A 13,320-nucleotide genomic window follows, 5' to 3' on the forward strand; every position below is an offset into this window, starting at 1 on the left:
ACGACCATCTCAGCGCACCGAGGCGATACCGTCGGCGGTGGTCGAGCTGCTGACGTTCTGGCGCAGGTCCGCCTCGCCCAAAGTCTTCAATTCCAGGCGCAGCAGCACGGTCTGGTTGCGCTCGCGCACGCCGATCGCGGTGGCGATGGGCGAGACGATGTAGTTGAGCGAGACCGTGGTGCACTCGTCCTGATAGCCGCCGCCGAGGCTCAGGCCGGAGAGGTAGGTCAGGCCGGGGCTGCTGTAGACCGGGGCGAGGCCGACCGGGTTGGTGAGATAGGCGGTGTAGAGGTCGGCGAAGGTGTCGCGGGTGTCGAGGTAGCGGGTGAAGTCGACGAGCGCCGAGCCGGTGACGAACCAGTTCGGGGTGATGCGGTAGGTGGCCGAGGCCGTCACGCCCTCGCGGCGATGGGCGAAGCCGAGCGCCGGCTGCGCCTCGTAGAACGAGTAGAACAGCGAGGTTTCGAGCGGCAGGAACGGCGAGAACCGCGCGGTCACGCCGGTCTCGAACCGATTCACGGCAAAGTCGCGCTGGTCGAAGCGGGCGCGGCTGATGAAGCTGATGTTCTGGTTAGGCGAGAGCTGGAAGCGGCCGACGAAATCCGAGCGGCGGTTCTCCAGGCCGGAATCGAGGCCGACATTGGCCAGATCCCCGCGGCGGAACGAGTTCACGCCCGCGATCTGGATCGACTCGCCGAACATCAGGTTCGCGTACCAGCCGGACGGGGTCACGACCGAATATTGCGCGCCGAGATTGGCCCGCACGCCGCCCTCGACCCGGTCGTAGCCGGAGAACTTGTCCCACTCGAACAGCGAGGTGTCGTCGAAGACCAGGCTCTGCGCGTCCTCATTGGGCAGGCGGCCGATCCGGGTCTCGGAGGGCCGGGCGATCACCTGGGCGATCGGCTCCAGGGTATGGACGCCGAGCCCGCCGAAATCGGCGACGAAGGGATAGCGGTAGTCGAGGCCGATCGCCGGCATGACCCGGCCGGAGAAGCCGTCATCGACGGTGGTGATGTTGTTCACCAAGGCGTTCTGGAAGCCCGAGCGGCTCGGGTTCACGAAGAAGGCGTCGGTGCGCAGATAGGTGAACGGCGTGAAGACCTGGCCGAAATCGTCGATGAAGCTGCGGCGCCAGGAGACCTGGGCCGAGAGTCGCGTGTCGACGCCGCCCAAACCGCGCACGATGCAGCGGTCGCGCACGAAGGTGGTGCAGGTCTCGTAGAGCGGATAGCTGATCCCGTTGACGCTCGGGGCGAACAGATAGCTGCCCGTGCGCGGGATGCCCTGGAAGTCGGTCGCCTCGCGGCTGAGGCTCGTGACGTTGGCCTCGAACCGCACCTCGCCGCCGAGCCTGCCCGGCCCATTGATGCGCTTGTCGTAGTCGATCACCGGCAGGACGACGGGCTGCTCCTTCTGCCAGTCGAAGCTCGACAGGGCCTTGAAGTAGTAGCCGCGCGCCTCGAACCACGAGCGGTCGCCCTGGCCGATCAGGTAGGCGCTCGACACCGCCTCGCGGAAATAGTCGGTGGTGATGCTCTGGTTGCGGATGCGGTAGTTGTCGAGGAACCACTTGTCGGTCACGCCGACGAGGTCCCAGCCCGTGCGCCAGTGCTCGTTGATGAAGAAGCGCCCGCGCGTCTCGACCGAGCCGCGGAACTCGCGGTCGGCCGCACCCAGCGGCCCCGGCAGGAAGGCCGAGGGCGTCGATTGGAAGATACCCGACAGGCGCAGATTGTAGCTGCCGTTGTCGAGGCGCTGGCGGAACTCGGCCTGGCCCAGCACGCCCTGGCGCGAGACGAAGGCCGGCGTGATCGTCAGGTCGTAGCTCGGATCGAGGTTGATGAAGTACGGAGTCGCGACGCCGCTGCCGAGCGGGGTCGAGGTGATGAAGCGCGGCGTCAGGAAGCCGGTCTTGCGCTTCACCGTCGGGTCGGCGGATTCGAAATAGGGCAGGTAGGCGACCGGGATCCCACCGATTTCGAGGCTCGAATCCTCGTAACTGATCGTGTGGGTCTCATTGTTGTGGATGATCTTGGCCGCCTTGATCTGCCAGAGCGGCGGCGTCTCCGGATGGTCCTTGCACGGCTCGCAGGCGGTGTAGGTCGCGTAGTCGAAGCTCGATTGCTCGCCCGCGATTCGCTCCGCCCGCGGGGCGGAGATGCGGGTGCGCACCGTCTCGCCCTTCATCACGACGGTCTGCTGGATGCGCAGGGCCTCGACGAAGCCGTTCTTGAAGTCGTCGGTCAGCTCCATCCGCTCGCCGGTGACCAGGGCCCCGGTCTCGTCGGTGAGGCGGACATTGCCCTCGGCGAAGACGCGGCTCGTGCCGCGGTCGTAGCGCACCCGGTCGGCCTGGAGCGTGCGCGCGCCGTAATGCAGCTCGGCATTGCCGCGCGCGGTCACGGTGTTGCGGTCGTTGTCGTAGATCAGCTCGTCGGCCTCGACGAGCAGGCGCTGGCCCTTCTCGCCGGGCTTGGAGCCGGCGAGCTTCTCCAGTCCGGCCTGGGCATGGGCGCGCGGCGCGGCGAGCCCGTAGGCTGCCGTCAGCAGTGCGGCCATGGAGACCGTGATCGCGATGTCGGCGACCTTACGCAACGCGTCCCTCGAACCCTGTGCAGCCCCCTGCACGCCGATCACGATAGTCCCTTGCACGACCGAACCCGTCCCGACCCGGACAACCGTGCATCAGCCGTCCTCCTGGTAGAGAAGCGTGAGCGTACCGAGCAAGCTTCCTACCACGGCCGGGAACCATGCCGCCACTGTCGGCGCGACCATCCCCGACGCGCCGAGGCCCTCCATGACCTGCCGCGCGACGTAGAGCACGAAGCCCGCGCTCACCCCGCCGAGCACCAGTTTTCCGACACCACCAAAGCGGAAGAACCTTAAGGAAACCGTTGCCGCCACAAGGACCATCGCGAGGTAGAGCAGGGGCGTTGCCAGCAGCACATCGTACTGGAGCCGGTAGCGCGTGGCATCCAGCCCGGCCCGCTCGTGGCGTGCGATGGTCTCCGGAAGTTGCCAGAAGGGCACAGATTCCGGAGGGGTGAAGCGCTGGCGGATCTGGCTCGGATCGAGCGTCGAGGCGACGAGGTAGACCTCGTGGCTTTCGGGCGGTTCATCGCGTGTGAGAACGCGCACATCGCGCAACTCCCACCAGCCGTCGTGCAGGGTCGCCCGCGCCGCCTCGATCTGCGCGGCGAACGCGCCGGCCTCGTCGAACTGGAAGACGGTGACGCCGGCCAGCGTGGTCGTGCCCTCGACCGCCGTCTCGGCGCGGATGATCGCCTGCCCGTCGATGCTGCGCTGGCGCAGCCACAGGTCCTTGCCGGTGCCGGCCTTGGTGGATTTGGCGAAGATCTTCGCCTCGATCTCGCTGGAGCGCTGCTTGAGCGCCGCGGACAGGGGATTGTAGGCGCCGATCGCCAGGGCGCCGATCGCCAGCGCCACGAAGGCGCCGGGCTGGAGGAACTGCCACGCCGAGATGCCGGCGGCCCGCGCCACCACGAGTTCGAGCTTGCGCGAGAGCTGGAGCAGGGCGGCCATGGAGCCGAACAGCACCGCGAAGGGCAGCACGCTCTCGGCCACGGCGGGCGTGCGGTAGAGCGCGAGCTGCGCCATCAGCCCCGGCGAGGCGCCCTCCGCGTCGCCCGCCCGCCGCAGCAGCTCGACGAAGTCGAGGGTGTAGACCAGGGCGAAGACGGTGAGGAACACGCCGAGGATGGTGCGCACGAAGCGCCACGCGAAGTAGCGGCCGAGGGTCGCTCCGATCAGCATGCCGGCACCCTCAGGCCCGTCCGGCGAGCGGGCGCCGCCGCAGGCTGCCGGCGAGCCTTCGCCCGAGCCGGCCGAACCACTCGTTCATCGCGCGAGTGCGGGCACCGCCGAAGATCAGCAGGCAGGAGAGGGCGATCGCCCCGAGCGGCGCGGCGTAGATCGCCACCACCGCGCCGGGGCTGCGCACGGCCGCGCTGCTCGCGGCAAAGCCGGCGATGCGCAGTGCGATCACGCCCACGACCGCGCCGGCCACGGCCAAGCCCCGGCCCTGGCGCGTGGTGCGCGGATCGCCCAGAGCGGCGAACGCGATGAAGGCCAGCGCCAGTGGGTAGAGCCAGGCGGAGAGCCGGTCGTGGAGTTCGGCCCGGAAGCGGCCCTTCTGCAGGCGGTAATAGCCCTCGCCCGTATCGGGGAAGAGCAGCGCCATGGTCGAGCGCTCGCGCGGCTTGTAGACCGTCTCGGAATCCGGCGGCGTGAAGGCGGCGAGATCGACGGCGTAGCGCTCGTAGCTCACGATCGAGGAATCGCGGCTGTCCTTCTGCTGACGGTGGATGCTGCCCTTTTCCAGCACGAGATAGGTCTGCCCATCGACCTCGCTGACGCGCCCGCGCTCGGCGAGGTAGACCACCGCCTTGCCGGCCTCGCGCTTGTCCTGGATGAACAGGCCCTGGAGCGAGCCGTCGGCGCCGCGCTCGCGGAAATGGAAGGTGATGCCGTTGTCGAGCGCCGTGAACTGGCCCTCCTTGACGACGTTGGCGACGAAATCCCCCCGCACCCGGGTCAGCACGTCGCGCAGCTCCTGGAAGGAGGAGGGCATCACCTGGATCGTCAGGAAGGCGACCACGACGCTGATCGCGAAGGCCAGGGTCGCGAAGGGGCGCAGCAACTGGCGCGGCGGCATGCCGGCGGCCGACATCACGATCAGCTCGGAATCGCCGTTGAGCTTGTTCAGCGCGTAGACGCAGGCAATGAACAGGGCGACCGGGGCGATCACCGTGATCAGCGTCGGCAGCGACAGGGCGGTGATGAACAGGAAGACGAGGAGCGTCTGCCCCTTGGCCGTGACGAGGTCGAGTTCGCGCAGGGCCTGCGTCACCCAGATCGTGCCGGTGAGGCCGATCAGGCAGGTGAGGAAGGCCCCGAGCGCGATCCTGAATATGTAGCGCTCGATCTGCGTCATCCGCGCCGCCCGAACCGGTCCTTCATTCACTCACCGCGAGCGGCACCCCATGCAAGGGACAAGGCGCCGATACTGCCGGCTTCGGGCGCTTGGAATGAGGCCGTTTCGCGGCGGGGAGGACCGGAAGCAGCACGGCGAGTTCAACCTCCCTCGAGGCACGCGGCCAGCGGGCACGGGTCCTGCGCCCCGTCCCCGCGTTGCGTTCTGCGTTTCAGCGGGTACACAGGTTCGCCGGTTTTCGCGGGGCACGCGGAGGAGCCGGCGGAAGACGGGTTGAGAGCGAAGAGCATCATGGCCGGTGGGATCGAAATCACCTTTGAGCCGCTGTCGTCGCGCGGCACGGGGGGCGACCTCGTGGTGTTCGTGGGCGACGACCTCGCCCTGACCGGTGCCGCCTCCGAGGCGCTCGGCCAGCCCGGCACCGAGCTGGTCGCCCGCGCCGCGGCGAGCGAGCGCTTCAAGGGCAAGGCGCAGAGCGCGCTGGTCCTCCCGGCTCCGGCGGGGCTGGAGGCCGACCGGCTCGTGGTGATCGGGCTGGGATCGGAGAAGGACCGGGCCAAGATCGACTGGACCGTGCTGGGCGGCTTCACCGCCGGCAAGGTCGGCGCCCGCAGCGCCCGCGTCGTGATCGACGGGCCCGGTTTCGCCGCCAGCGCCCGCGATGTCGCCGACTTCACCCTGGGCGCACGCCTGCGCAGCTACCGCTTCGACCAGTACAAGACCAAGAAGAAGGACGAGGACGAGGCGGGTGCCGCGCTGACCCTGCGGGTCGCCGACCCGTCCGCGGCCGAGGCTGCCGCGCGGAGCGCCGAGGCGGTCGCCGAGGGCGTGATCCTCGCCCGCAACCTCGTCAACGAGCCGCCGAACGTCCTCTACCCCGAGGAATATGCCCGGCGCGTCTCCGAGCTGACGCAGCTCGGCGTCGAGGTCGAGATCCTCGACGTGGCGCGGATGAAGGAGATCGGCATGGGTGCCCTGCTCGCGGTGGCGCAGGGCTCGGCCCGCGAGCCGCGGGTGGTCATCATGCGCTGGAACGGGGCGGACGACGCCGCGGAGCCGCCTCTGGCCCTGATCGGCAAGGGCGTGGTGTTCGATTCCGGCGGCGTCTCGATCAAGTCGGCCGGCGGCATGGAGGACATGAAGGGCGATATGGGCGGCTCGGCCGCCGTCGTCGGCACCCTGCACGCCCTGGCCTCGCGCAAGGCCAAGGCGAACGTGATCGGCGCCATCGGCATCGTCGAGAACATGCCCGACGGTGCGGCCTACCGCCCCTCCGACATCGTCACCTCGCTCTCAGGGCAAACCATCGAGGTCATCAACACCGACGCGGAAGGCCGCCTCGTGCTCGCCGACGTGCTCTGGCACGTCCAGGCGACCTACAAGCCCAAGGCGATGATCGATCTGGCCACCCTCACCGGCGCGATCATCGTCGCGCTCGGCCAGGACATCGCCGGCCTGTTCTCCAACGACGACGCGCTCTCAGGCCAGATCACCGCGGCCGGCGAGGCGGCGGGCGAGAAGGTGTGGCGGATGCCGCTGATCCCGGCCTTCGACAAGGCGATCGACTCGAAGTTCGCCGACATGAAGAACACCGGCGGGCGCCACGGCGGCGCGGCCACGGCGGCCGCCTTCCTCAAGCGCTACGTCAACGACGTGCCGTGGGCCCATCTCGACATCGCCGGCGTCGGCATGTCCTCCACCCCCTCCGAGATCAACCGGAGCTGGGGCGCGGGCTGGGGCGTGCGCCTGCTCGACCGGCTCGTGCGCGAACACTACGAGCGGTGAGCCGCACCGGAGCGCTCTCCGCCGGCCCGGAGGCCGGCCCGGCGGAGGCGCGCGCCTCGCGCTCGGAACGGGGCAGTCTGGCCATCGCCGCGGCGCCGCTGCTGGCGGCGCTGACCGCCCTGTTCGTTGCTTTCCTCACCGGCTTCGATCAACGCAGCGCGATGCCGCCGGACGTGGCGGCGCGGTTCTACGGCTTCTTCCTCGACCGCTACCCGCTCTTCGTCTTCGCGCTGGTCTACGGGCTCACCCGCATCCTGGCCGTCATGCTGGCGCCGGGCTCCGCCTCGCTGGTCCGGCGGGTCGTCGGCGGGGGGATCGGCCTCGCGCTGTTCCTGGCGGCGAGCCTGCACCCGACTTTCGGCGGCCTCGTCCTGCGGGCCGGCTTCGCCACCGGCAGCGGTGCCTTCCTCAACGGCACGCCGATGGTGATCGCCTATGCGATGGGGGCAGGGGCCGCCGCGGGCCTGTTCGGGCTGGCCATGGGGCTCGGCGCGCGTCTGGTCGGCCGGCCGGGTCCGGCGCGCAGCGGGAGCCGCTGGCGTGGGGCCGGGCGGGCGCTACTGGGATGGGTCGCGGGCTTCCTGGCGCTGTGGTTCGCCGCCGCCGTGATCGGGCTCGCCCGCGATGCCGGGTTCGGCCCGTGGCCGCGCCGCCCGCTCGACGCCCGCGACCTCGTCGTGGCCGCCCTGGTGCTGACGCTCGCCGCTCTGCCGCATGGGCTGCTCATGGCCGCCCGCCTGCGGCCGCAGCGGACGACTCGGGTGACACCTCAAGCCGCGCGGGTGGGCGTGGCTTGATCGAACGCGCCGGAAACGCTTAAGCCACGACGGGAAGCGGCGGAGCCGGGCTGAGCCCGGCCCTCATAAGCCGCGTGCCACAGGGCAGGAGGGACAAGGATGGCGCAGGACCGGAGCGCGGAGCGTCCTTGGCTGGCCGCCTATCCCCCCGGCATTCCCGCCGACATCGACGTCGATTCCGTCGGCACCGTGGTCGATCTGTTCGACCGCAGCGTGCTGCGCTTCGCCGAGCGTCCGGCGGTCACCTGCTTCGGCGCGAGCCTGCGCTACCGCGAGGTCGGCGCCGCGGCGCAGGCGGTGGCGGCGTGGCTCGCCGCCAACGGCTACGGCAAGGCCGGCAAGGGCAGCGAGACGGGTGTGGACGGCATCGGCGACCGCATCGCGGTGATGATGCCCAACGTCCCGGCCTGTCCCGTCTCGCTGCTCGGCGTGCTGGTGGCGGGCTGCACCGTCGTCAACGTCAACCCGCTCTACACCCCGCGCGAACTCGCCGCGCAGATCAACGATTCCGGCGCCCGCGTCCTCTTCGTGCTGGAGAACTTCTGCCACACGGTCGCGCAGGCGCTGCCGCAGATGCCGAGCCTGGAGCGGATCGTCGTGGCGGGCCCCGGCGACCTGCTCGGGCTGAAGGGACGGATCGTCGATCTCGTCTCGCGGCGGGTGAAGCGGGCGGTGCCGCCCTACACCCTACCGGCCAGGCGGACCCTGCGGTTCGAGGCGGTGGTGCGGGCGGGCCGCGGCCTCAAGCGCCCCTCGGTCGCGATCGAGCCCGGCGACGTCGCCTTCCTGCAATATACCGGCGGCACCACCGGCATCGCCAAGGCGGCGATGCTGACCCACCGCAACATCATGGCCAATGTCGAGCAGAGCCGGGCGTGGTTCCGCGGCCCGGCGGGGGAGGGGGACGGGCACGTGGCGGTGACGGCGCTGCCGCTCTACCACATCTTCGCGCTGACGGCCTGCTTCCTGTTCTTCTTCCGGCTCGGCGGCTGCTGCCTGCTAATCCCGAACCCGCGCGATCTCGACGGCTTCGTGAAGACGCTCAGCCGCACCCGCTTCACCAACTTCGCCGGGGTGAACACGCTGTTCAACGCGCTGAACAACCACCCGAAGATCGGCACGGTCGATTTCTCAAACGTGGAGTACGTGGTCGGCGGCGGCATGGCGGTGCAGTCGGCGGTGGCCGCCCGCTGGAAGGCGATCACCGGCCAGACCATCCTCGAAGGCTACGGCCTGTCGGAGACCTCGCCGGTGGTGAGCGTCAACCCGCTCGGGCTCGCCGACTGGACCGGGACGATCGGCTATCCCTTGCCCTCGACGGAGGTGACGATCCGCGCCGAGGATGGCACGGTGCTGCCCTTCGGCGTGCCCGGCGAACTCTGCGTGCGCGGCCCCCAGGTGATGGCCGGCTACTGGAACCGCCCGGAGGAGACGCGGGCGGCGATGACCGCCGACGGCTTCTTCCGCACCGGCGACGTGGCGGTGATGACGCCGGACGGGCAGATCCGCATCGTCGACCGGATGAAGGACATGATCCTCGTCTCCGGCTTCAACGTCTACCCGAACGAGGTCGAGGACGTGCTCGCCACCCACCCGGCGGTGGTCGAATGCGCCGTGGTCGGCGCGCCCTGCGGCGAGAGCGGCGAGATGGTCGTCGCCCACGTGGTCCTGCGCGATCCGTCCGTGGAGCCGGACGCGCTCAGGGCGCATGCCCGCGCGAGCCTCACCGGCTACAAGGTGCCCCGCCGGATCGTGATCCAGGACAGCCTGCCCAAGACCAATGTCGGCAAGGTGCTGCGCCGGGCCCTGCGGGACAGCGGGCCAGCGGCGGGCTGAAGGCTCAGCCCCGGCCGCATGCGCCGACGATCCGATCGACCCGCAACAGCGGGCGGTCGTCCGCGCCGGGTATCGGGCCCCCGATGAGGGCGAGGCAGCGCCGCACGTCCCAGACCTTCGCGATCGCGGCACGGGCGTCCGGGTCGCCGATCATCGGCGGCCGCAGGCCGTGCCGGCGCGGCCTCGTGCAAGGCTCCGGAAGAGCCGTTCGGCCTGTTGCAACGGCTCGTGAAACCTCGCGCCGTCACCCTCGATACGAGGGCGCTGGCAGGCTTCACGGAGGCTGCTTCAGGCAGAAAACTGCGCCCGGCCGGAGCGGATTTCCGGGCTATTGTGCAGTGCGGAACCGTGTCCGTCAGCGATCATTGCCCCCGGTGTGGTCCTTCCGGCGAAGGGATCTCGGGCGAAGGGACCTCGGGCAATACCGGGGGCTCGCCCGGCTCGCATCCTTCGCCGGCAGGATCGGCCGCGAGAGGATATCGATGGCGCAAGCCCACGCATTCTTCGACGAGCTGATCGGTTGGATCGTCCAATGGCCCTGGTGGGTGGCGAGCCCGATCCTGGTGGCCGGCTGCTGCGCGCTGGTGCTGCCCCTGCACGGGGTGGCCTATCGCTTCGCGCAGAGGGCGGTGAGCGGGAAGAGCCTGTTCTGGCGCTCGCTGGTGTCACGCACCCGCGGTCCGAGCCGGCTCGCGCTGCTGGTCATGAGCCTGACGCTCGCGGTCTCCACCGCGCCGCTCACTTGGCAGATCCGGCTCGTCCTCAATCAGGTGCTGCTCGTCGCCTTCGTGACGCTCGCGGGCTGGACCTGCGCCACCGCGATCCACATCGCCACCGTGATCTACCTGCGCCGGTTCAAGCTCGATGCGGAAGACAACCTGCTCGCCCGCAAGCACTTCACCCAGATGCGCATCCTCGAGCGAGCGGCGCTGACGCTGGTGGCCATCGTCACCATCGCCATCGCGCTGATGACCTTCGAGCCGGTGCGGCAATACGGGGTGAGCCTGCTCGCCTCGGCGGGCGCGGCCGGGCTGATCCTCGGGCTGGCGATGCAGCCGGTGCTCTCCAACCTCGTGGCGGGCATCCAGATCGCCATCACCCAGCCGATCCGGATCGAGGACGCGGTCATCGTCGAGAACGAGTGGGGCTGGGTCGAGGAGATCAACGCGACCTACGTCGTCGTGCGGCTGTGGGACTGGCGCCGCCTCGTCCTGCCGCTGACCTACTTCATCCAGAAGCCGTTCCAGAACTGGACCCGCGAGGGCGCTTCGCTGATCGGCTCGGTGTTCCTCTACGTCGATCACCGGGCGCCGATCGAGGCGATGCGCAAGGAATTGCGGCGGATCGCCGGGGCGTCCCGGCTGTGGGACGGCAACGTGGTCAACCTGCAGGTCTCGGACGCGCGGGAGGGCGTGATCGAGCTGCGGATGCTGGTGAGCGCCCGCAACGCGCCGCAGACCTGGGATCTGCGCTGCGAGGTGCGCGAGAAGATGATCGGCTTCCTGCAGAAGGAGCATCCCAGCGCCCTGCCGCGCCAGCGGGCGGAATGGGTGAACCCCGATCCGCCTTATCCCGGTGGCCAGGCACGGCCCGAGGCCGGCAACGAGACCAGCATCCGCGGCGAGCGCCCGCTCCAAAGCGATCCCCGCGCCGCGGCGGCCTGAACGAAGAAGAGCCCGGTGCGGTCGATCCGCACCGGGCCCTTGTTTCTTTCCGTCGAGAGCAGCGGCTCAGCAGCTCGCGTGGCCGCACTGGCGGATGTCGCTGATGGTCTTGCGCATCGGCTCGACGCCGACCGCGCCGGGCAGGATCTCGTCGCCGATCACGAAGGCGGGGGTGCCCGAGAGGCTGAGCTTGTCGCCGAGGCCCACATTCTCGGTGAGGGCGGCCTTCACCTCCGGCCCCTGCGCGTCCTTCTTCAGGCGTTCCACGTCGGCACCGAATTCCTTGGCCACCGCGATCGCCCGCTCGCCGTTGATGCGGCCCTTGGTCTCGAGCAGCTTGGCGTGGAAGTCGAACATCTTCTCCGGCTTGAGCTGGAGCTTGGCCGCGAGCGCGATCCGGCTCGCCTCCAGCGACTCGGCGCCGAGCACGGGGAAGTCCTTGAGCACCACGCGCAGCTTCGGATCGGACTTGATCAGGGTCTGCACGTCGGTGAAGGCCTTGCGGCAATAGCCGCAATTGTAATCGAAGAACTCGACCACGGTGACGTCGCCGTTCGGGTTGCCGGCGACGATGCCGTGGGGCGAGTTCGTCAGCGCCTCGCGCGACTCCTTCAGCGCGGCGGCCTGGGCGAGCTTCTGCGTCTCTTGGGCGCGGCGCTCGCCCTCGGCGATCGCCTCCTGCAGCACGTCCGGGTTCTTGACGAGGTAGTCCTTGACGATCCCCTCGATCGCCTTGCGCTGGGCGTCGGTGAAGGGGGCGGCATCCTCCGCGCGGGCGCCGACGGCCGCACCGAGCGCAAGGCCGCCGGCGAGGGCGAAGACGGAAACGGAGCGGAAGAGCTTCATCGATACCTCGAAATGCATGTCGGGGACGACATCCCGGCCGGGACCAGCGACACGGCGTTCCCACCGGCCCCGCCGACGAAACTATGGCACGGCGCATCCGCCGCGCCGACCCGAATCTGATCCGGACGGGAGCCCCCTGAAGGGTCTCGCGCCGTTACCTGCTCCCGGGCTGCGGCGATTTCGCGGCGACCGCCCCGTCCGGCCGCGCAACCGAAAGTCGTTCGATTTTAGCGATTTGCTAAATGATGCACCTCAAGTTCCAGCCAAGCAACTTCCAGGCAAGCAACGATTCGGCCGGAACGGGGAGGGCAGCGTGATCGTCGTGCTGAGCGACCGCCCGGATCGAAGCCAGTCCCTGGTGGATGCCGTGCGCGCGGTCGCCGAGTGCCGGGTCGTGGGCACCGACGAGACCTGGGCCCGGATCGGCCCCTTCCGCGGTGTGATCGCCGACATCACCCTGAGCCGCCCCGAAGCCAAGCGCTGCCTGCGCTTGCTGGCGAGCCGCCCCGCACGCACGCGCGCGCCCCTGATCTGCCTGACCCGCGGCAACGAGCAATCCGCCTTCACCGAGGCGCGCAACCTCGGGGCCACCCTGTGCCTGTCGGCGCTGGCCGAGCCGCGGATGGTGGTGGGCTCGCTGGTGCGCGAGGTCTGGCCCGAGAAGTCGGTGGCCGACCTCGTGGTGACCCGCGAGGCCGAGCGGGCGGGTACGCTGATGACGCGCTTGTTCGAATCGGCGCAGACCGGTCCGATCGACCTGCCGAGCGTGGAGCGGGGCATCGCCCCGGTGCTCGACGCCATCCACGAGGGCGGCCTGTCGCGCTGGCTCGACGAGGTGTGGGCACACGACGACGTGACCTTCCAGCACTGCCTGCTGGTCTCCGGCGTCGTGGCCGCCTTCGCCCAGAATCTCGGCCTCTCCGCCACGGACAAGCAGCTCATGACCCGCGCCGCGCTGGTGCACGACGTGGGCAAGTCGCGCATCCCGCTCGCCGTGCTCAACAAGCCCGGCCGGCTCGACGACGACGAGCGGGCGGTGATGCAGACCCACGCACCGATCGGCCACGAGATTCTGATGGCGTCCGGCGGCTGCGACCCGATCACGCTCGCGGTGACGCGCCACCATCACGAGATGCTCGACGGCTCGGGCTACCCGGACAAGCTCTGCGCCGACGCGATCGGCGACCCCGTGCGGCTGCTGACGATCTGCGACATCTATGCCGCCCTGATCGAGCGGCGCCCCTACAAGGTGCCGATGGCGAGCCGCGACGCGCTCTCGATCCTGTCGAGCATGCAGGGCAAGCTCGAGGGTGGGCTGGTGCAGGCCTTCGGCCGGGCGGTGCAGACGGTGCCCTGACGCGGCCTCCGGCAACGAGCGCGCGGTATCGGCGGTCGAGGGCCGCCTTTTCATCCCAGGCGTCGTACACGGGTCATC

General features: G+C 69.8%; 9 protein-coding genes. 5 read left to right on the forward strand and 4 right to left on the reverse strand.

Going from position 1 to position 13,320, the window contains the following annotated elements:
- Window positions 1-9 precede the first annotated feature (9 nt).
- From OVA30_RS14650 to lptF, 3 genes are read right to left on the reverse strand one after another with little or no spacing between them, the layout of a single operon-like run.
- The gene (locus tag OVA30_RS14650; protein WP_268177498.1) at window positions 10-2,640 is read right to left on the reverse strand and encodes an LPS-assembly protein LptD; all 2,631 of its coding nucleotides are present in this window, start codon (window positions 2,638-2,640) and stop codon (window positions 10-12) included.
- A 48-nt stretch (window positions 2,641-2,688) separates the two neighbouring features.
- Window positions 2,689-3,777 carry an LPS export ABC transporter permease LptG gene (gene lptG, locus OVA30_RS14655; RefSeq protein ID WP_060770957.1) on the reverse strand — a complete coding sequence of 363 codons (1,089 nt, stop codon included), beginning with the start codon at window positions 3,775-3,777 and terminating at the stop codon, window positions 2,689-2,691.
- Between the two features lie 10 nt (window positions 3,778-3,787).
- On the reverse strand, window positions 3,788-4,957 hold the full coding sequence (gene lptF, locus OVA30_RS14660) for an LPS export ABC transporter permease LptF (RefSeq protein ID WP_012254867.1): 1,170 nt from the start codon (window positions 4,955-4,957) through the stop codon (window positions 3,788-3,790).
- A gap of 291 nt (window positions 4,958-5,248) precedes the next feature.
- Here lptF and OVA30_RS14665 point away from each other — a divergent pair, with 291 nt between their 5' ends.
- The 4 genes from OVA30_RS14665 (at window position 5,249) to OVA30_RS14680 (ending at window position 11,039) form a co-directional block, all read left to right on the forward strand.
- Window positions 5,249-6,742 carry a leucyl aminopeptidase gene (locus OVA30_RS14665; RefSeq protein ID WP_268177499.1) on the forward strand — a complete coding sequence of 498 codons (1,494 nt, stop codon included), beginning with the start codon at window positions 5,249-5,251 and terminating at the stop codon, window positions 6,740-6,742.
- Window positions 6,739-7,539 (forward strand): hypothetical protein, encoded by an 801-nt coding sequence (locus OVA30_RS14670; RefSeq protein WP_268175897.1) that lies wholly within the window; start codon window positions 6,739-6,741, stop codon window positions 7,537-7,539. The genes OVA30_RS14665 and OVA30_RS14670 overlap by 4 nt, the downstream gene beginning before the upstream one ends.
- Window positions 7,540-7,638: 99 nt before the next feature.
- Window positions 7,639-9,375: an AMP-binding protein gene (locus OVA30_RS14675; protein ID WP_268175898.1), complete on the forward strand. Its 1,737-nt coding sequence runs from the start codon at window positions 7,639-7,641 to the stop codon at window positions 9,373-9,375.
- A 482-nt stretch (window positions 9,376-9,857) separates the two neighbouring features.
- A complete protein-coding gene (locus OVA30_RS14680) occupies window positions 9,858-11,039 on the forward strand; it encodes a mechanosensitive ion channel family protein (protein WP_268175899.1) in 1,182 nt (393 codons plus the stop codon).
- Between the two features lie 66 nt (window positions 11,040-11,105).
- Here the strand turns inward: OVA30_RS14680 and OVA30_RS14685 are convergent, their stop codons facing one another.
- On the reverse strand, window positions 11,106-11,885 hold the full coding sequence (locus OVA30_RS14685; RefSeq protein ID WP_003604931.1) for a DsbA family protein: 780 nt from the start codon (window positions 11,883-11,885) through the stop codon (window positions 11,106-11,108).
- Between the two features lie 313 nt (window positions 11,886-12,198).
- Here OVA30_RS14685 and OVA30_RS14690 point away from each other — a divergent pair, with 313 nt between their 5' ends.
- A complete protein-coding gene (locus tag OVA30_RS14690; protein ID WP_147018225.1) occupies window positions 12,199-13,242 on the forward strand; it encodes an HD-GYP domain-containing protein in 1,044 nt (347 codons plus the stop codon).
- The last annotated feature ends 78 nt before the right edge of the window (window positions 13,243-13,320 follow it).

Origin of the sequence: Methylorubrum sp. SL192, assembly GCF_026672325.1 — a bacterium.
Lineage (GTDB): Bacteria > Pseudomonadota > Alphaproteobacteria > Rhizobiales > Beijerinckiaceae > Methylobacterium > Methylobacterium extorquens.

Excerpts from the sequence above, each read along its gene's own strand:
- lptG (WP_060770957.1), bottom strand. The coding sequence starts at position 3,777 with ATGCTGATCGGAGCGACCCTCGGCCGCTACTTCGCGTGGCGCTTCGTG.
- lptF (WP_012254867.1), bottom strand. The coding sequence starts at position 4,957 with ATGACGCAGATCGAGCGCTACATATTCAGGATCGCGCTCGGGGCCTTC.
- OVA30_RS14665 (WP_268177499.1), top strand. The coding sequence starts at position 5,249 with ATGGCCGGTGGGATCGAAATCACCTTTGAGCCGCTGTCGTCGCGCGGC.
- OVA30_RS14675 (WP_268175898.1), top strand. The coding sequence starts at position 7,639 with ATGGCGCAGGACCGGAGCGCGGAGCGTCCTTGGCTGGCCGCCTATCCC.
- OVA30_RS14680 (WP_268175899.1), top strand. The coding sequence starts at position 9,858 with ATGGCGCAAGCCCACGCATTCTTCGACGAGCTGATCGGTTGGATCGTC.
- OVA30_RS14685 (WP_003604931.1), bottom strand. The coding sequence starts at position 11,885 with ATGAAGCTCTTCCGCTCCGTTTCCGTCTTCGCCCTCGCCGGCGGCCTT.